Annotated in this window: 19 protein-coding genes; 1 reads left to right on the forward strand and 18 read right to left on the reverse strand. The window is 39.0% G+C overall.

Annotation, left to right across the window (positions count from 1 at the left end; genetic code table 11):
- Positions 1-48: 48 nt before the first annotated feature.
- The 7 genes from AUF14_RS07200 to AUF14_RS07230 form a co-directional block, all read right to left on the reverse strand.
- A complete protein-coding gene (locus AUF14_RS07200) occupies positions 49-543 on the reverse strand; it encodes a dihydrofolate reductase (RefSeq protein ID WP_049219401.1) in 495 nt (164 codons plus the stop codon).
- Positions 544-572: 29 nt separating this feature from the next.
- Entirely contained in the window at positions 573-2,447 is a 1,875-nt protein-coding gene (locus AUF14_RS07205; RefSeq protein WP_049219402.1) for an ABC-F family ATP-binding cassette domain-containing protein, read from the reverse strand.
- 301 nt (positions 2,448-2,748) lie between these two features.
- Positions 2,749-3,312 (reverse strand): MarR family winged helix-turn-helix transcriptional regulator, encoded by a 564-nt coding sequence (locus AUF14_RS07210; RefSeq protein WP_102865969.1) that lies wholly within the window; start codon positions 3,310-3,312, stop codon positions 2,749-2,751.
- Positions 3,313-3,556: 244 nt separating this feature from the next.
- Positions 3,557-4,009 carry a hypothetical protein gene (locus AUF14_RS07215; RefSeq protein WP_048718266.1) on the reverse strand — a complete coding sequence of 151 codons (453 nt, stop codon included), beginning with the start codon at positions 4,007-4,009 and terminating at the stop codon, positions 3,557-3,559.
- A gap of 71 nt (positions 4,010-4,080) precedes the next feature.
- Positions 4,081-4,443, reverse strand: coding sequence for a thioesterase family protein (locus AUF14_RS07220; protein WP_016179957.1), 363 nt, complete (start codon positions 4,441-4,443; stop codon positions 4,081-4,083).
- On the reverse strand, positions 4,440-5,657 hold the full coding sequence (locus tag AUF14_RS07225) for a CCA tRNA nucleotidyltransferase (protein ID WP_016179956.1): 1,218 nt from the start codon (positions 5,655-5,657) through the stop codon (positions 4,440-4,442). The genes AUF14_RS07220 and AUF14_RS07225 overlap by 4 nt, the downstream gene beginning before the upstream one ends.
- Positions 5,654-6,004 (reverse strand): nucleotide pyrophosphohydrolase, encoded by a 351-nt coding sequence (locus AUF14_RS07230; protein WP_049220462.1) that lies wholly within the window; start codon positions 6,002-6,004, stop codon positions 5,654-5,656. Before AUF14_RS07230 ends, AUF14_RS07225 begins: the two co-directional genes overlap by 4 nt.
- Before the next feature lie 157 nt (positions 6,005-6,161).
- Between AUF14_RS07230 and AUF14_RS07235 the strand changes: the two genes are divergently transcribed.
- A complete protein-coding gene (locus tag AUF14_RS07235) occupies positions 6,162-7,052 on the forward strand; it encodes a YitT family protein (RefSeq protein ID WP_016179954.1) in 891 nt (296 codons plus the stop codon).
- A gap of 45 nt (positions 7,053-7,097) precedes the next feature.
- On the opposite strand, the gene AUF14_RS07240 is transcribed toward AUF14_RS07235, so the two are convergent.
- The 11 genes from AUF14_RS07240 to AUF14_RS07290 form a co-directional block, all read right to left on the reverse strand.
- A complete protein-coding gene (locus tag AUF14_RS07240) occupies positions 7,098-7,643 on the reverse strand; it encodes a YpiB family protein (protein WP_016179953.1) in 546 nt (181 codons plus the stop codon).
- 14 nt (positions 7,644-7,657) lie between these two features.
- Positions 7,658-8,905, reverse strand: a complete 1,248-nt coding sequence (locus AUF14_RS07245) for a tetratricopeptide repeat protein (protein ID WP_048718277.1) — start codon at positions 8,903-8,905, stop codon at positions 7,658-7,660.
- The gene (locus AUF14_RS07250; protein WP_049220459.1) at positions 8,906-9,958 is read right to left on the reverse strand and encodes a hypothetical protein; all 1,053 of its coding nucleotides are present in this window, start codon (positions 9,956-9,958) and stop codon (positions 8,906-8,908) included. It lies immediately after the preceding gene.
- 156 nt (positions 9,959-10,114) lie between these two features.
- On the reverse strand, positions 10,115-10,864 hold the full coding sequence (locus AUF14_RS07255) for a hypothetical protein (RefSeq protein ID WP_016179950.1): 750 nt from the start codon (positions 10,862-10,864) through the stop codon (positions 10,115-10,117).
- Positions 10,865-11,038: 174 nt separating this feature from the next.
- Positions 11,039-11,314, reverse strand: coding sequence for an HU family DNA-binding protein (locus tag AUF14_RS07260; RefSeq protein ID WP_010744623.1), 276 nt, complete (start codon positions 11,312-11,314; stop codon positions 11,039-11,041).
- A 230-nt stretch (positions 11,315-11,544) separates the two neighbouring features.
- Positions 11,545-12,855, reverse strand: a complete 1,311-nt coding sequence (gene der / locus AUF14_RS07265) for a ribosome biogenesis GTPase Der (RefSeq protein WP_049220457.1) — start codon at positions 12,853-12,855, stop codon at positions 11,545-11,547.
- A gap of 237 nt (positions 12,856-13,092) precedes the next feature.
- Positions 13,093-14,313 (reverse strand): 30S ribosomal protein S1, encoded by a 1,221-nt coding sequence (gene rpsA / locus AUF14_RS07270; RefSeq protein ID WP_016179948.1) that lies wholly within the window; start codon positions 14,311-14,313, stop codon positions 13,093-13,095.
- Between the two features lie 146 nt (positions 14,314-14,459).
- Entirely contained in the window at positions 14,460-15,131 is a 672-nt protein-coding gene (cmk, locus tag AUF14_RS07275) for a (d)CMP kinase (protein ID WP_049220454.1), read from the reverse strand.
- 61 nt (positions 15,132-15,192) lie between these two features.
- A complete protein-coding gene (locus tag AUF14_RS07280; protein ID WP_016179946.1) occupies positions 15,193-15,846 on the reverse strand; it encodes a LysM peptidoglycan-binding domain-containing protein in 654 nt (217 codons plus the stop codon).
- 68 nt (positions 15,847-15,914) lie between these two features.
- Positions 15,915-17,309, reverse strand: coding sequence for a RecQ family ATP-dependent DNA helicase (locus AUF14_RS07285; RefSeq protein ID WP_049220452.1), 1,395 nt, complete (start codon positions 17,307-17,309; stop codon positions 15,915-15,917).
- Positions 17,300-18,286 (reverse strand): helix-turn-helix domain-containing protein, encoded by a 987-nt coding sequence (locus tag AUF14_RS07290; RefSeq protein ID WP_049220450.1) that lies wholly within the window; start codon positions 18,284-18,286, stop codon positions 17,300-17,302. The genes AUF14_RS07285 and AUF14_RS07290 overlap by 10 nt, the downstream gene beginning before the upstream one ends.
- Between the last annotated feature and the right edge of the window lie 6 nt (positions 18,287-18,292).

Below are 18,292 nucleotides of genomic sequence, written 5' to 3' on the forward strand. Positions count from 1 at the left end.
AATCATTGTTGAAACTACTTCTTTAAAATTCTTGAAAGAACCGCGTCCTTACGAATCAGTTCTTTGATAAGTTTCAAAATAATAATCATACGGGTTCTTTTCATCCCTTTGACCTTGATTTCGCTCCGTCAGCTGCCACTTACTCCATTCGATTTCTGGAAAATAAGCATCGCCCTCAAAGCTTTCTTCGATAAAAGTCCGATAAATTTTCTCACAGTATGGCAGAAATTCTGTATAAATCGCAGAACCACCAGCAATAAAGGTCTCTCCGTCATTCTCGCGAGAAAATGCCAAGACCTCCTCCAAAGAATGCATCACCACCACATTTTTAGCCTGATAGCTCTTATCTCGTGTTAAGACAATCGTTTGACGATTTGGTAGTGGTCGTCCTCCCATTCCTTCGAAGGTTTTCCGTCCCATGACTAAAGTGTGATTGATCGTTGTTTCTTTAAAAAATCGCAGGTCATTTGGCAAGTGCCATGGTAAATGATTATTTCTACCAATCAAACCATTTTTATCCTGCGCCCAAATTGCAATTAACATACCGTTCCTCCTACCACATAATAAAAATTTTAATTTTCCTCAATAATTTCGCTCAGATACTCCCAGCGGTTCATTTTCTCATCCAGATCCTGCTCCGTCTGATCAATTTCTTTTTGTAAATCCTGTAATTTTGTAAAATCATCGCCTTGATGATTCATCGCTTCCGTCAATTCGTCGATCTTACTTTCTAACAACGCGATATCATCTTCAATTGTTTCCCATTCTTTCTGCTCGTTATAGGAAAGTTTCTTCTTGCGCTCTTTTGGTTGAGGTTTTGCCTTAACAGCCTTCTCCTCTTTTACTGGTTTTTGCTGATCTAGATACTCCACAATCGAGCCAAAATAAGAAACAATTTTCCCATCTCCTTCAAAGATCAATAATTTTTCAGCTACCTTATCTAAAAAATAACGATCATGAGAAACAGTAATCACAGCGCCTGAGAATTCCTGTAAATAATCCTCTAATACTGTCAACGTGGCGATATCCAAATCATTCGTAGGTTCATCCAGTAATAAAACATTCGGTTGTTGAGTCAGCAATTTTAATAGATAAAGTCGTCTTTTTTCGCCACCTGATAATTTTCCAATTAGTGTTCCATGCATAAATCGAGGAAATAAAAAACGCTCTAGTATTTCCGCTACACTAATTTGTGAACCATCTCGCTGCTTGACTTCCTCCGCCGCTTCTTGCAAATAGGCGATCATTCGTTTATTGGGAGCAAGCGTTTCATTTTGTTGGGTGTAATAAGCCAAACGAACAGTTTCACCAATTTCAATAACACCGCTGTCTACTTGTAATCTTCCAGCTAAAAGGTTGAGCAAGGTTGATTTTCCTGCCCCGTTCTTCCCAGTAATACCTAAACGTTCCCTCGTTTGAATTAGTAAATCAAACTGATCCAGAATTTTTTTCCCTTCGATCGCATACGAAGCTTTCTTTACTTCCAAAACCTTCTTACCAAGTCGAGTCGTCGCAATGTTCATCTCAAGCTGTCCATCGGTCTTGACTTGATTTAGATTCTCTTTCAAGTCTTCAAACCGGTTGATCCGCGCCTGCTGCTTGGTTGTTCGAGCCTTGGCACCCGCACGCATCCAGGCTAGTTCCTGTTTGTACAGCTGTTTTCTTTTACCTTCCTGTTCAATGGCGATCCGATCACGTTCAGCCTTTTCAACTAGATACGCTTCATAATTTCCATGATATTCATAAAGATTACCAAAAGAAAGCTCAAAAATGCGATTTGTCACTCGATCTAAGAAATAGCGGTCATGAGTGACCATCAACAGTGAGCCTGTATAGCTTTTCAAATAACTTTCTAACCATTGAATCGCATCGTAGTCTAAATGGTTCGTTGGTTCATCTAACAATAGGAGATCTGGTGCATCAATCAGAACTTGAGCCAATGCGACACGCTTGATTTGTCCCCCTGAAAGCTCTCCGATTCGCTTATTCAATGTGTCTATCCCTAGCTTGTTCAAGATCGCTTTCGCTTCACTATCAGCTGTCCAAGCGTCTTGCTTATTCATCGCTTCTTCGGCTAGACTAAATTGTCGCTGAGAGTCTGCAGTATTCTCATGAGATAAATTTAGTAAAGCCTTTTCATAGTCGCGGACTGTCTGCATTAGCGGATTATTCCCTTGAAAAACAACATCCAAAACCAATAATTCTTCAGAAAAAGGCTGTTCCTGCGCTAAGTAGCCAATCCGATAATCGCTCGCTTTTTCGATTGCCGAAACATCACCATCTCCACTATCCTTATCGGCTAGAATTGTTAGCAGACTGGATTTACCAGTTCCGTTGACTCCGATCAATCCAATTCGATCTTTCTCGTGAATTAAAAAGGAAATACGATCAAATAACGTCTTATCTCCAAATGTTTTGTATAGCTCTGTTACTTTTAATTCTTTCATCTCAAACCATCCTCAAATTTCTCTACGTTATTGTAACAAAAAAAGACCGTAAAGGAAATTTTTCCTTTACGGCTTTCTCAACTATAAAAAAAGTATAAAATTTTCAGAAGAGTATATCGCTTTACAGCAGACATATCCATATATGGCTTCACAAAATAGTTTTTCCGGCAATAAGCAAAAATATTTAGAAATATTTTGGTCTTATTGCTGAGACACACAGCGACTGCTTGCAAAGCTGATATGGAACAGTACCTACTTGGTGCTCAAAAGCTGAGCAAGTTCGCGAAGCCTTTCTTAATTCTTACCAATTAAAATCAGCAAAATCCAAGAAGTGACGTGAATGAGCCGGACCTCTTCCGTGTGGACCATGTCCATGCGATGGTCGTGGACCATCGAAGCCTCTACCTCCACCAAAGAATTCCTCTGAATCTTCTTCGCCTAACTCATTTTTTAACCTTTCATTTAATTTCTCAACTAATCGTGTCCATTCTGCCTTCTCCTCATCGCTAAAATCAGCAAATAACTCTTCTCCAAAATCTGGCGCATCAGAAATCTTTTCAGCTTCTTCGCGACCTTTTTCAGTTAAACGAATGATCATCACACGACGATCTTGTTCTGAGGCTTCGCGGGTAATCAATTCTTTATCCTCTAGCTTTTGCAATAATTCTCCAACTGATTGAGCTCGCATGCCAAGGTCGAACGTCAAATCTTTTTGACTAATCTCTGGATTCATCTTTAATAATGCTAGTACCCTTCCTTGACCTCGATGTGGACCGTAACCCTGATTTTTTGCCATTTGACGATGGTAATAACGTCGTAAGTCATGTTGTAGCTTCACAAATTGTTCATTCATTTGATTTTCCATAATAATCTCTCCTTATTTTGTTCAGGCACCTTACATTTATATAATACAGGTACCTGAACAATATATCAAGGAAGTACCCAAAATTATTCCGGTACCTTAGTAATTTCTTTAGAAATCTGCTTCAAATGATAAACTAATTGTAAAGTTAGTTCGAAATTCAGGGAATTCTTTTTCTGGTCACACCAACACAAAAAAGTGACAAAAAAACAAGCATCCTTAATTGAATGCTTGTTTTAAATATCTTTTAAAATTGATCGCCATATACATCATCCACATTTTTCGTTGGATCAATTACGATATATAAGCTTTTTGTTTTTTCAGAAACTTTTGTTGATTGGTATACATTGTCAAGACCTTCAGTGTCTTTGTCCTTATAAGGGAAATACACAGAATCAGGATGCCCTGCACGATAAATAATATCCATCCGTTCGATGTCTTCGAATTTACGTGCACGTTCAAACATTCCTAGCTCTAGTCCGCCTAAGTTGATATCTGTTGTTTGAACATGGTCGCCTTCTTGATAAATTTCGATCTTGAATCCCGCACATGGATGAATTTCTACAAATTCACTCCCATGAATTCTTCCGAAGCTAGTGGTAATTTGTTTAATCCACAAATCGCCAATGTAACGACGATCAATCGTCCATGTTTCGCCATTACGAAAATAGAATTTTAACGCTGTCATTTCTCTTGCCATTCTACATTCTCCTCACTACTAATCTAAAACAAGTTTAGCATACCTTGAGTAAACGGTCACATGTTGTGCTCTCACTTCACTTTTTTTAGGAAAGCTGCTGTTTCTACAATTACTCGCTGATGATCAGCTTCCCCGATCAATTGCTTTCCGTCAAAGGCTTTAATGGAAAATGACACTCTGTTTCTTTCATTTTCAAGCATTTCTGCCTCAACTTTTACCTCTGCTCCCACAGTAGACGGTACTAAATGCTTTAGCGTCATTTTAAAGCCAACACTGGTCTGCTCAGAAGAGAGTTCGGGTGCTAAGAGCTGCTTAGCACAATTCTCCATCATCGCTACTAAGGCTGGGGTCGCCAACACTTCTAAATCACCTGAACCCATTTTTAACGCTGTTTGTTCTTCTTTAACTTGATAAAGCTGGATTAATTTTTTCATGACATCTCCTTTTCTAAAAAATCTTCTGCAAAAGCAAGTAATGCTTCTTTTTCGTTTTTCAAATTCCCTTCAACAACTTCTTGCTCCAATTTGTTTAAAGTCATACTGATCCAAGGTCCGCGAGGATAATCAAAATGATCCTTCACTTCATTGCCCTTTAAAGCTAAATCCTTCAATGAATAGATCGGCAAAAATTGATAAAGCAAACGAATTTTTGCTAGGTTTGGTTCGCGATCAAAATAATAAAGTAAGTATTCTACAGACAATGCCAATTCTCTGCCAAGTTGATATAATGTCCAATTATCCCACTCAAATTTCAAACGGAATTGTAGAGCCGGTACCATCTCAGTTACTTCTCTAATCAATTGATTAGAACATTTCCATTCCTTCATGAAGTAGCGGATATCTGTGATATTCATATCCAACATGATCATTAAAAGCGTCCATGCTTGTCGCTCAGTTGGAACGGCAGGCCCGTGAAGCTCAGAAAAATTTAATAACGCAGTGCCGTAATCACGCAGCCCTGGACAATAAATATAGCATTCTGATTCGACAAAAGAACGCAAGCCTGCTTCTCTGAAGGAACCCATCATTAGTTTGACAAATTCTACGTTGATCCGTTCCACAGATATCTTAGCTAATAGTGAATGATATTCTTGAATCGCCTCGAAGGTATTAGGCTCTAATGTAAAGCCCAAATGGCTTACAAATCGTAGAGCACGCATCATCCGCAGAGCGTCCTCGTGAAATCGTTCATAGGGATTTCCCACTGCCCGTAAAACTTTATTTCGCAGATCGTCTAATCCATCAAACAGGTCAATCACCGTTCCGTCGATTCCCACGGCTAACGCATTAATGGTAAAATCACGACGCTTTAAATCTTCCTTTAGCGAACGAACAAATTCCACATGATCCGGACGACGATAATCCTGATAGGTTGACTCCGTTCGAAATGTCGTCACTTCATAGGTGGCTTCCTTTGTAATTACCATCACTGTGCCATGATCAATTCCAACATCGATGGTCCTATGAAACAGTTCTTTTACTTCTGCCGGAAAAGCACTGGTAGCTATGTCAACATCATGGATTGGTTTATTCAGTAGAATATCTCGCACGCTGCCTCCAACATAGTAAGCTTCATACCCTGCTTCTTGCAATTTACGCAGAATCGGCATCGCACCTTGAAATTCTAATGGAAAAGCTTCTAATCTCATTGTGTCTCCCCTTCCGTCAAACCATCTTTGCGCTCGAAACGAAAACGATCGCGTTGGTTAAACTTCGCCATATTGCGATTGAAGGTCTCTGTTAAATCAATCCCTAAAGAGTTCGCCATGATAATCGTCACAACTAGGACATCTCCCAGTTCTTCTTCGACTGTTTTTGGCTTCTCTGTTTCTTTCTTTGGCTTTTCTCCATAATAATGATTAACCTCGCGGGCTAGCTCTCCAACTTCCTCTGTTAAACGGACTATTTGCCCGAGCGGAGAAAAATAACCGGTTTTAAATTGTTGAATATAATCATCAACTTCCTGTTGCATGATTTTCATTGTCTTTTCATTCATCAAACCACCTCAAACCTATCTTATCAAAAAACAGATTTGTTTCCTATCATGTTGTTGTAACTATCTGAATTTCATGCTATGTTGGTTGAGGACTGAAATTGTACAGAATCAGGTTTTACTCACTATCCAATCAGCAAATAAAAACAGGAGGTGTCGTATGGAAACGACTATGACTACACGGATCAAAGAAATTCTATTTATTGTGGTGGGAACAGCGATTTATGCATTTGGTCTCGTCTATTTAAATATTGCGAATCATTTAGCAGAAGGCGGCGTCACTGGTATTACATTGATTATTCGCGCTCTTTTTGGCATTGATCCCGCCTACACAACATTACTCATCAATATTCCATTGATTTTGATTGGCGGAAAAATTTTGGGAAAACGTTCTTTTTATTACACCATTTTAGGAACCGTTTGCTTGTCGGTATTCTTGTGGATCTGGCAAAGAATCCCTCTGCAGATTAACTTGGACCACGATTTATTTATCGTATCAATTTTGGCGGGGTTATTTGCCGGCTTTGGCAGCGGTTTGGTTTATCGTAATGGTGGAACAACCGGCGGTGCTGATGTCATCGCTCGAATATTGGAACAAAAGATCGGCTTCACCATGGGAAAATCATTGCTGATTTTCGATATCGTTGTGTTGATCTGTTCATTAACCTACCTAGACCTGAAACGAATGATGTACACACTAATCGTCTCATTTGTCTTTAGTAAAGTCGTGGATGTACTATCTTCAGGCGGTTATGCAGCCAAGGGTGTGATGATCATCTCAAACGAAAGCAATGTAATTGCTGAATTATTGATGGCGCATTTGGAACGAGGGGTAACTTATCTTCATGGTGAAGGTGGCTTCTCATCAGAATTAAAACGCATCGTTTATATTGTGGTTTCTCAACAGGAAATAAATGAAGTGAAAAAAATCATCCACTCTGTTGATGAAAAGGCCTTTATCCTAATTAGTAACGTCCATGATGTTGAGGGTGAAGGATTTACTTACTTAAGGCCTCAGCGACGAAGATTTACTTTAAAACGCTCCAATTAAAAAGCATCGCACGGACTGACATTCATTGCCAGTCGTGCGATGCTTTTAACTATTTAGCTTAAGTTTCAAGCGATTCAACTCATCTGATAACGTTAGAAAAGCTTCCTTATCACCATCTTCTAGAGCCATATCAATTTGTTTCTTGAGCAGATTCATTTGAGCTTCTTTTTCCTGGTACTTCAAGAAATTCTCAACTTCTGAAATAATTTCCTCACTTACATTGTCATTCCATGAAAGAGCAGGATTGTCCTCAAGCACGGATAAGTATTGGGCATTTTGCCAAGAATGCGGAAACACACATTCCAAGTATAAAGGCTGTTGCCAATGCAGACGAATCTCATGAAAAATTTGATCACTATTAGAAAACTGATGACCTTCAATCGAAAATACCATCGGTTCTTCTCGTTGAGTGATATCGCGAAAAACCAATCCACGTTCTGTTTCTAAAGCTTGCTCCACAATATGGACATTTCGCAAAATCGCCTCATGATTAATTAGATAGTTCAAAATCCAGATCACTTCTCGCCGTTGAAAACTCACATTGTTGATCAACCAAACAAGAAATTCGCGTTTTTCACCTACATCGATCATTTTTCCTCACCTCTCTACTCTTCTAGTAATGATTGTACTTCCAAATCACCTGGTTCCATTTCTAAATAGTTGGTTAATACAGCGCGGGCTGGTTCCAATTGCCCATCTTCTCGTAAAAAGATGCCGTAAGCTTTTAAGAAATCTGGTTCATGAGCTAAATCCTCATAAGCCTGTTTATAATACGTACCGGCAGCCGCGAAATCCTCTAGTTCGTTATAAGCCTGAGCTAAATTCCATGCGGCATAAGGATTTCCCTCTTCCTCCATTTGGCTAATCATTTCAATCGCCTTATCCGGCTGATCCTCATTTAAATACAGATTACTTAAGGTTAACAGGGACTCATCCGTTTTATCCCCCGTTTCAAGAGCTTGCAGCAATAATTCCTCTGCCTTTTTGCTATCACGTAAACGATAAGCAATTTCTGAAGCCAAATGTAAGAGCTCGACCTGATAAGGATTTTCCTTGATCCCTTCTTCAGCGGCAAGCAACGCTTCTTCTAGCAGCTCCTCTTCTTTCAAGCTGTCAGCAAGATAGTAATAGCCGCTTTGATATTGTGGATCAAGCGTAATCAGTTCTTGCAAATAGTTGATCGCTTTTTGATGATCGTGGATTTGATAGTAAGTAAAACCTAATTGGAATAAACGATCAGAGGTATGTTCCTGCTCTAAAGCACGTTCTAAAAACGGAATGGCTTCTTCAAAGCCCCCCATCATACTATAGGCTGTACCGATTCGCTCATCAATCGAGATGTTGGCAATTTCGTCGACTCCTTGTTTTTGAAGCTGTCCATATTCATTGATGGCTTCTCCTAATTGATTGGTTGTAAAGTGAAGTTCAGCTAAAGCAAAGGTAATCAACGGTTCCTCTGGTGCAATCGTTTTTGCCTGTAATAATTTTGCTTCACTCACTTCTGGAATGCCTAAGACCTGATACAAATCAGCTGTTACTAGTAGGCTTTCTAAATAATTATCACTTTCTGGTTCAATTTTTTCTAAATATTCAAAGGCACCATCAATGTCATCATTCTCGATGGCAATCTCTGCTAATGAAAGATAAAAGACATCCTCTTCTGGAAAATCCTTTAACAATTTCTCCAAAATACGTTTAGCTTCCTCTAGAAATCCCAATGCTTGAAGTTCTTCTGCTAAACTTGCCAGTATTTCTGGTTCGTCATTTTTTAGGGCCTCTTCAAACAGTAGATTGGCCTCGCCTAAATCTTCATCTTTTAGTGCTGCGAGCATTTTTTCACTATAACTTGACATCTATTCTCCCCTGATCTCTGTAACGATTTTTTGATATATTTCAAATGTTTGAAGTAATTCTTTTTGCGTCGGAACCTTTTTCATTCCGACTTCACCGACTTGAATTAATCCCGCCAGTGGTTTTTCTTTTGCTAGTGCAATCACCTGCTGACCGTAATCAGCCAACGAGATTCCCTCTGGTACAATGATTGGAAAACCTAATCGCACCAACCATATCATAAAATTTTTGAAATTGAAATGAAGATTACTTGCTGAAACATTCCATGCCAATTCAAACAACAGACCGAACATTGTTTTCATACTATTTGATAGCAGCGAGCCGTTTTCCGTTTGAAAAAAAGCTTTCTCAAAGGTTTTCCCGAAATCATTGAGCTGTTGACTGTTGGTTTGATAATAATTGATCAGCCTTTCGCTAAACGCCGAGAATGACTGCTGCAAAAGCGCCTCGCTGGTAGGAAAATTTACATACAGACTTTGTAAAAAAGGGTAATCACAAACGATTCCACAGCGAATCAACGTCAATAGATCCACCATTTTGCCGGTTTTTTGCTGATCTGCTAAGGTATGATCAAATAGGATGCTTTGAGGCACCTCTTCAATCTCCATGACTGTCATTAAATTTTTTTCTGAGAGAATTTGATCAACAAACGAGAGACTTTGAGCAAAGGATCTCAGCGAAACTGGTAAAAAGCACAGCTCGGTATCAAAGTTTGTCACATGGTGAGTAAATCCTAACAGTTCTATTACCCCTTCATTACCAATTCCAAGAAAAATCGTTTCCTTTTGCCGACTAAACCGTTCCAGAAAGTGAATCAGCTCTTGAAAATTATCCATAGTATTGCAATAGCGATTATTCGGCGTGATGAACCAATCATGTGTACTTGATTTTGGAATAAATTGTCTTAACTTTTCCGCGTATAAATCATAATAACGCTGGTTGCCGCAAAATAGAATCTGTTTATTTTCCAAATCTTTTTTGCGCATCATTGAAGCGACGGTTTCACCATACGTGATTCGCGTCTCCTGAAGTTTGTTTCGGTATGTTACTTCCATCACGTTCACCCCGTTTACTTCATTTTATACTACAAAAAAACCTCCCGCAACAAATCTGCGAAAGGCTGATAGTTATTTCTAGGATATTCCTCAAAATCTTTCAAGTTTCTATATTTTTGAATAGATTGAAAACTCACTACACATAAATTATATGACTTATTGATTTTGTGGTGTTTGCTGTTGGTCCTGGACTGGCGTTTCTTGATTCGAAGGGTTTTGTTCCCCATTTGATTGATTTGATTGAACGCCTTGATTTCCTTGCGGCGTTTGCTGTTGATTTTGTTCTTGCTGCGGGATCTGCTGTTGCTGATTGTTTTGACCCTGCTGCGGTGTTTGTTGCTGATAATAATTCTGTCCTTGTTGTGGTGTCTGTTGATACGGTTGTTGATTTGCCCGCTCTTCCACCTGAGACAATTCCTCAAAAGTGAGCACACCATCGTTATTTAAATCTGATGGCGAATAACCCTCCTTAATTACCCGTTCACCATTTGACAAGATACGCAGGACCGTAACTTGTTCTCCCCAAGGTGTAGTCAATACCTGTCCAATACTCGACGTATCAACTGTTGATGATTCAGCAGTTGTTTCTGTTGACACACCTGTAGAATCATTTAAACTTATTTCCCGCTTTGGAATAACTTCATCATCGGAGGACCCATAGAAATATAATCCAACCATCACACCGATGAGTATTAGTGGAACTGATATTAGTAATATGATAAAGTTGCGCCGCTTCCTCTTTTTATCTTCTCTTTCTATTTGTGCTTCTGCCTCCAAAAAAGCTTGTCGCCACTTAGGATCATTTTGTCTTTGTGCAAGAAATTCATATGAATGCCAAGAATCATTTTTTGGTACATAGTACAATTTCTCCTTCGACATCGCTTCACCCACCTTCTTCTTTTTCATTAAATCCTCTTTATTATTCTATCGTAAGCAAAGCCTTTCGTAAAATGAAAAATAAGTTAAAAATTGAGTGAAATAACGATTCTTCGCGGAAATAAGATTCAAATAATCTTAGTTCTATTTTTAGAGAAAAAAACCGTTGCGACTTTAGAGTCACAACGGTTTCAGCAGCAAAAATTATTTAACTGCATCTTTTAGCGCTTTACCTGGTTTGAATGCAGGTACTTTGCTTGCTGGAATTTCGATTTCTTCACCAGTTTGTGGGTTACGTCCTTTGCGGGCCGCACGTTCACGTACTTCAAAGTTACCGAAGCCGATCAACTGAACTTTTTCACCTTCAGCTAATGCGTCTTGGATAGTTGAAAATACAGCATCGACAGCAGCTGTAGCGTCTTTCTTAGTTAAGTCAGTAGCTGCTGCAACTTTTTCGATCAATTCTGCTTTGTTTGCCATGAATGAATTCACCTCCTGAGAAATGAGTATTGATGTTAAAAACATCAACTGATAAACTGAGTGGTCCAGTCATCAGTAAAGAAATATTGATTTGGTCAATATTCTGTTATAACGATAGCATAAGAACCTTATGTTAGCAAGGTTTTTAGCGATTAATGGCATAAAATTCATGGTTGTTTTATCATTCAGTGAAATCTGTTGTCAGCAAAATAAAAGTATGATAAAATACCTTATTTTCTTCTGCGGGCGATTATTTTTATCGGTGTTCCTTCAAATTCAAAAGCTTTTCGAATTTGATTCTCTAAAAAGCGCGCATATGAAAAATGCATCAGTTCTTCTTCATTCACAAATACAACAAAAGTTGGTGGCTTTACCGCAACCTGAGTAGCATAAAAAATCTTCAAACGTTTGCCTTTATCTGTTGGTGTCGGATTGATCGCTACCGCATCCATGATGATATCATTCAGGACAGATGAAGGAATTCGTAAGTTTTGATTCATGCTGACTTCTTCAATCATCATCGGAATCTTGTTCAATCGTTGCTTCGTCATAGCAGACACAAAGACGATTGGTGCATAATCTAAGTAGGCAAACTCATCACGAATCTCTTCCTCAAATTCTTTCATGGTATTGGTATCTTTTTTTACCAAATCCCATTTATTAACGACAATAATCACTCCACGGCCCGCTTCATGAGCATATCCAGCAATTCGTTTATCTTGCTCCCGAATGCCTTCTTCTCCATTTAAAACGACGAGAACGACATCTGAACGATCGATGGCACGCATTGCACGCATCACAGAATATTTCTCAGTGTTTTCGTAAACTTTCCCACGTTTTCTCATTCCAGCAGTATCAATCATCGTAAACTCTTGACCATTTTCACCAACAAATTTTGTATCAATCGCGTCACGTGTCGTTCCTTCAATATCAGAAACAATGACACGATCTTCACCTAAAATAGCATTAATCAAAGAAGATTTACCGACATTTGGACGGCCGATCAAACTAAATTTGATTGACTGGTCTTCATCCTCTTCATTATCTGCTGGGAAATGTTTGACTGCTTCATCCAGTACATCTCCCAAGCCGAGCCCATGGCTTCCTGATACAGGGTACGGTTCACCTAAACCCAGTGAATAAAATTCGTAGATATCGTTTCGCATTTCAGGATTATCGACCTTATTAACCATCAAGATAATCGGTTTTTTACTACGATACAAGATTTTAGCAACAGCTTCGTCGGCATCAGTGACGCCTTCTTTTCCGCTCGCAACAAGTAAAATGACATCCGCTTCATCGATAGCGATCTGTGCCTGTTGTTTAATCTGCTCCATAAATGGTTCATCACCAATATCAATTCCGCCGGTGTCAATAATTGAAAATTCGTGGTCTAGCCACTCGCCTTTTGCATAGATCCGGTCGCGTGTAACACCTGGAGTATCTTCAACGATCGAAATGCGCTCTCCAGCGATCCGATTAAACAATGTTGATTTACCGACATTTGGACGACCAACAATTGCAATTGTAGGATTTGACATAATTTAATTCCTCGTTTCTATTAATTACTTTTCTACTAGAAAAAAATCATCTGAGAGATACAGCAGATACCCGACATTCTAAAAATGCCGGTGCTTTTTCCAAATTCTCTTTAGTTTAACTAAGAAAACTCCTTCTTGCAAGAGAAGGAGCCATTTTCATTAAAATATAAGGTATTCATTTATGCTGAAAAACGGACCAGACAAAAAAGACGTACTAAAGCACGTCTTCAATGATTTCTATTCTTGTTCTTCTGAATCTTCATTTAAAGCATCGCCTAAAATATCACCCATTGTGAAACCAGTATTTTCTTCTGGCAACTCATATGAGTCTTCTTCCACCGGCTCTGGTTTTGCTTCTTCTGGTTTCTCTTCTAATGCTTTAATTGAAAGAGCCACACGATGGTCCTCAGGATGTACTTCTAGAACTTTCACCTGTACTTGGTCGCCTTCATGCAACACTTCGTGAGGAGTTGCAATATGTTTGTGAGAGATCTGAGAGATATGCACTAAACCCTCAACACCTGGGAAAATTTCAACAAATGCACCAAAACTGGTCAAACGTTTCACAGTTCCTTCAAGTACAGAACCTGGAGCCGCTTTTTCTTCAATATCTGTCCAAGGTCCAGGCAGATTCGCTTTGATAGATAATGAAATCCGTTCTTTTTCTGGATCAACAGAAAGGACTTGAACTTCTACTTCATCACCAACGCTTAATACATCAGCAGGTTTTGCCACATGACTGTGAGAAATCTCTGACACATGAACCAATCCGTCGATGCCGCCAAGATCAATGAACGCGCCAAAGTCTGTCAAACGAGCAACTTGTCCTTTGATAACTTGACCTTCATACAAGTCTGCCAAGATTTCCTTTTTCTTCTCAGCTTTCTCCGCTTCAACAACTGCTTTATGAGATAGAATCAAACGATTCTCAGAAGGTTCGATTTCAATAATTTTAAATTTCAATGTTTTTCCAGTATATACCGAAAAATCATCTACAAAATGGTCATCAATCATTGAAGCAGGTACAAATCCGCGCACTCCTACATCAACTACCAAACCACCTTTAACGCTGCTGGTTACTGGTGCTTCGATGATTTTTCCATCTTGGAATTCTTTCTCAATATCTTCCCAAACTTTCTTCGCGTCTAGGCGGCGTTTAGAAAGGAGATAACTTCCATTTTCTTTGTCTTTTCCAATAGAAGAGATAACGACTAAATCAAGAATATCGCCAACCTTGACTTCTTCATTGATATCTTCAACAGGTAAAGTTGAAAGCTCTTTAGCAGGAACAACACCTTCTACTCCCGCACCTTCAATACCAACGATAACTTGTTTATCTTCTAAGGCAAGCACCTCGCCTTTAACAATATCGCCAACTTGAACTTCATTCACACTTTCCATTGCTGCTTCCATGGAAACATTCTCGTTATCCATCGAATTTTGTTCTAAATCTGTCATGTCGTTTGTCCTCCTTACCAACAATTCTGCGTAAACTGCACTACATATCCTATTTTAGATGAATCCACATGAAAAATAAAGCGATTTCTTCTTTTTTTCTAAAAAATTGAAAGAAATTCGCTTTATTTATCGTTTTTATCCAAAATTTAGAAACCTTTTGACTGGATTACCTCTTTAATCTTCGTTACTACCTGTTCAATCGACATTCCAGTCGTATCGACCAATTCAGCATCTTCTGCCTGAATAAGAGGCGAAACTTCCCGATGCGAATCCAAATAATCTCGCTTAGCAATGGCCTCTTTAATCGCTTCAAAATCCATCTCTATTCCTTTTTCTTGATTTTCCTTATATCGACGTTGTGCTCGTTCCTCAACACTTGCGACTAGAAAAATTTTCACTTCTGCTTGCGGCAGTACGGTTGTACCAATATCACGACCATCCATGACAACACCGCCAGCTTGAGCTAGCTTTCTTTGCGCTTGGACTAATTCTTCACGAACTTTTCTATGAGCGGATACCTCAGAAACAGCCCCCGTCACGTCCGGCTGTCTAATTGCCTGTGTGATCTCTTCATCATCAGCGAAGACAAGTTGTCCATGAGCAGATTGCTTGAAGGTGATTGGATACTTTTTTGTTAATTCGGCTAAACCATCTTCATCTGAAAATGCAATATTGTGCTTGATTGCTAAAAAAGTTATAGCTCGGTACATCGCACCCGTATCCACATAAATAAAATGAAAGTCACTCGCTAAAATTTTTGCTACGGTGCTTTTACCAGACGATGCGGGACCGTCGATTGCAATTGAAATTTTTTCCATGTTTCTGCCTCTTTTCAATAAATAAGCCGTAATCGCTAGCGATTACGGCAAAGTATTCAAATTATTTAATACGCACTTGCTGACCTGGATCAAAATAGAAATTGCTTCTATCCATCCCATTCAGTCTTAAAAATTCATCGACACTCAAGCCATAGCGTCCAGCAATTTGTTGTGGACCTTCACCTGCTTGAACTGTACCGTATTGTGCGTTTGCATCATTCGTTGTACTTGAAGATGGTGTTGTTTGTTGCGCTGCGGCTGCAGAACGTGATGCTTCTGCTTGCGCTTGTGCCTCTGCGGCTGCCTGAGATTCAGCTGCAGCTTGTTGCTGTGCTTGCTGATCAGCGGCTTGTTGCTGCTCTTGTTGATTTGCTTCTGAATCAGTTGAAGATGTGCTTTCTTCTGTACTACTTTCTTCGGTGCTTGACTTTTCTGTTGAAGAAACCTTTGATACCTGAGTCGTACTTTCAGGAGAGGCTGCTGGCTTGTCGTTATCACGAGTAATCCAGAAAAAGGCACCAGCTGGAATCAAAATAAGGGCTAATAATAATGCGACTAGAATCGTCAAGAATTTCGTATTTCCGCCACCTTTGTTTCCACCACCACTACGACGAGACTGGCTGCGTGAATAGGTTTCTTCTTCACTATCAGATTCGTAAATATGTTGATCCCACGGTTCGTTGTTCGTATCGTTATAGCGATCTTTTCTACTCAATTTCTCTAACCTCCTAAATGCTATCGCCATGTATTATACCATAGCTCTTGAAAATGTGGCGTCAATTTTCAATCTTTCTCATCATTTTTAAAAATTTTTTGAATAATTTTTTCCCAAGAAAGGTGGGCCTCACTGTTTAACTGTTTCACTGGTTTCGCCTTCAATAAAGCACCATCATTATCGCAGCAATTATGATTTTCCCCAGCGGATGTTTCACCAAAATAAGCGATCAAAAAAGCTCGACGACATTCCTTTGTCGAAATATAATCCAACATTTTTTGTAGTTGAATTTTTTTAGTCTTACCTCGTTGGCTTAATAAATCCATTAAGCGAGAGCTTTCGTTGGGGAAAAATTGCTCCCATTTTTTTATTAACGGATCCTCAAAGACCAAATCAGTCATTCGTTGCTTGATCTCAAATAATTTTTTGGATTGATCGGTTTGCTCCTGAAGAAAATGATGAATATACTCATCACCTGCTTCATATAACAAAATTGCTTGACTTGGCTGACCATCTCTACCGGCACGACCAACCTCTTGTAAATAATTCTCTGGCGAATCTGGCAAATCATAATGAATTACAAAGCGAATATTTTCTTTGTTAATCCCCATACCAAATGCATTCGTTGCAATCAAAATCCGTAAATCGTCTGCTAAAAATTGCTGCTGAAGCATTCGTCGTTCTTGACCGCTTAAACCACCATGATAATAGGCAATCGCGTGCTGGTGTTTAAACGTTTGATACAGTTCTTCAACTTTTTTTCGAGTAGCACAATAAATAATACCGGAACCCTCTAAGGTCGTTATCAGTTCTTGTAGCTTTTCCAATTTAGTCTTTTGGTAGACAAAGTAACTGATATTAGGACGGTCAACAGAAAAAATAAATTCCTTTGCTTGATTTTCTCTAAACAATAGCCTTTGAATATCCATTCGAACTGCCGGTGTAGCCGTTGCTGTCAATGCCAAAACTAAAGGGCCGCCAATGAATTTAATACCATCGGCTATTTTCAGATATTCTGGTCGAAAATCGATTCCCCACTGAGAGATACAATGAGCTTCATCCACCACGATCAACGCTAATCTTGCAGCCTGTAAAGCCTTTTGGACCTCGCTACTCAAAAACATTTCTGGACTCATGAAAATAAATTTATAATGGTGAATTTCACTTAAAATCCATTGCTTCTCCCAAGAAGAAAGCAAGCTATTGAGCGCCACAGCTCTTTTTTCGCCAAGTCGCTGTAACTGAGCTACTTGGTCCTCCATTAAAGAAATAAGCGGTGAAATAATGATTACTGTCCCATCTATTAAATAACCAGGCAGTTGATAACACAATGATTTGCCAGTTCCTGTCGGCAACATTCCTAACACTGATTCTCCATTTAGGATCGTCTCAATAATTTCCTGCTGGCCAGGTCTGAACTGATCATGATGAAATTTTTCTCTTAATAATTGTGTTAAGTCCATTGTTTTTCCCTCAAATAATAAATTTGTGACAAACGAAAATTTAAATACGGTATGTCATACTCTTGGTATCGTTGATCTAGTACCTCTTCACTGCTTAACTGGTTAAATTCAAGCAGCTCGAATCGTTCAAAGGGAAATGCTTTCTCTAACAAAGCCCATTCAATAAAATGATCATTAATCGTACCTTGCTTTAAATGTCGAAGTCGTAAAATTTCAGCTTCTGTTTTACCAGCTAGAAAGTATTCTCTGGTTTTCAACATACTTTTATTAAGATTCTGCTGATCCAACGCTGATAATAATCTAGCCAGCTCTCCTTTTTTTACCTGAGCCAAAAAAAGATCAATTGCATGCTGTCGAAAAAGTTGATTCCATGGAGCATTTTGGTATTTTTCAGGTAATAATTGAAAGGCTGTCTTCCCTTGAAAATCATAGCCAGAAAACTGATTAGCTAAAAAATCAGCTTCTTCGGAAGGCAGTTGTTGAAAAATCGTCAGTAATTCTTGCTGGAAGTGTTTGACTAAATTTGGCCCAGAACCCACCAACCATTTTTTGATCTGCTGTAAATAGAAAGGTCGATTTTCAATTGGTATGTATTCTTTTTTACCATAAGATAAATGACTAATGACCTGCACCGCAAATAGAAGCAGTTGCCAAGAATTCTCCCGTGTGCGACCATAACGTAAATTATCCAATCCATTAAGATCATACTTTCTTTCAGCTAATTGCCTCTTGCCTCGAGAGGTCAGCATCCCAAAGCCTTTATCGATGATAATCCAATCAGCAGCAACTAATTTCTTAAGTTCTCTCTGAAAGTCAGCATCCTGTAAATTTGGCAGCGCTCCTAAATAAATTAAATTATGATAAAAAAAACCGTGCAGCAAGACAGAACTTGTTCGCTTTCCAACCAATAAATGATACAAAGTCGAGGTTCTTATCTTGTAGCCAGATTGAAATAACGTTAGAATAAAAAAAGTCATAGTAAA

The organism is Enterococcus avium, from assembly GCF_002891025.1.
GTDB lineage: Bacteria > Bacillota > Bacilli > Lactobacillales > Enterococcaceae > Enterococcus_A > Enterococcus_A avium.

Excerpts from the sequence above, each read along its gene's own strand:
- AUF14_RS07200 (WP_049219401.1), bottom strand. The coding sequence starts at position 543 with ATGTTAATTGCAATTTGGGCGCAGGATAAAAATGGTTTGATTGGTAGA.
- AUF14_RS07205 (WP_049219402.1), bottom strand. The coding sequence starts at position 2,447 with ATGAAAGAATTAAAAGTAACAGAGCTATACAAAACATTTGGAGATAAG.
- AUF14_RS07210 (WP_102865969.1), bottom strand. The coding sequence starts at position 3,312 with ATGGAAAATCAAATGAATGAACAATTTGTGAAGCTACAACATGACTTA.
- AUF14_RS07215 (WP_048718266.1), bottom strand. The coding sequence starts at position 4,009 with ATGGCAAGAGAAATGACAGCGTTAAAATTCTATTTTCGTAATGGCGAA.
- AUF14_RS07220 (WP_016179957.1), bottom strand. The coding sequence starts at position 4,443 with ATGAAAAAATTAATCCAGCTTTATCAAGTTAAAGAAGAACAAACAGCG.
- AUF14_RS07225 (WP_016179956.1), bottom strand. The coding sequence starts at position 5,657 with ATGAGATTAGAAGCTTTTCCATTAGAATTTCAAGGTGCGATGCCGATT.
- AUF14_RS07230 (WP_049220462.1), bottom strand. The coding sequence starts at position 6,004 with ATGAATGAAAAGACAATGAAAATCATGCAACAGGAAGTTGATGATTAT.
- AUF14_RS07235 (WP_016179954.1), top strand. The coding sequence starts at position 6,162 with ATGGAAACGACTATGACTACACGGATCAAAGAAATTCTATTTATTGTG.
- AUF14_RS07240 (WP_016179953.1), bottom strand. The coding sequence starts at position 7,643 with ATGATCGATGTAGGTGAAAAACGCGAATTTCTTGTTTGGTTGATCAAC.
- AUF14_RS07245 (WP_048718277.1), bottom strand. The coding sequence starts at position 8,905 with ATGTCAAGTTATAGTGAAAAAATGCTCGCAGCACTAAAAGATGAAGAT.
- AUF14_RS07250 (WP_049220459.1), bottom strand. The coding sequence starts at position 9,958 with ATGGAAGTAACATACCGAAACAAACTTCAGGAGACGCGAATCACGTAT.
- AUF14_RS07255 (WP_016179950.1), bottom strand. The coding sequence starts at position 10,864 with ATGAAAAAGAAGAAGGTGGGTGAAGCGATGTCGAAGGAGAAATTGTAC.
- AUF14_RS07260 (WP_010744623.1), bottom strand. The coding sequence starts at position 11,314 with ATGGCAAACAAAGCAGAATTGATCGAAAAAGTTGCAGCAGCTACTGAC.
- der (WP_049220457.1), bottom strand. The coding sequence starts at position 12,855 with ATGTCAAATCCTACAATTGCAATTGTTGGTCGTCCAAATGTCGGTAAA.
- rpsA (WP_016179948.1), bottom strand. The coding sequence starts at position 14,313 with ATGACAGATTTAGAACAAAATTCGATGGATAACGAGAATGTTTCCATG.
- cmk (WP_049220454.1), bottom strand. The coding sequence starts at position 15,131 with ATGGAAAAAATTTCAATTGCAATCGACGGTCCCGCATCGTCTGGTAAA.
- AUF14_RS07285 (WP_049220452.1), bottom strand. The coding sequence starts at position 17,309 with ATGGACTTAACACAATTATTAAGAGAAAAATTTCATCATGATCAGTTC.
- AUF14_RS07290 (WP_049220450.1), bottom strand. The coding sequence starts at position 18,286 with ATGACTTTTTTTATTCTAACGTTATTTCAATCTGGCTACAAGATAAGA.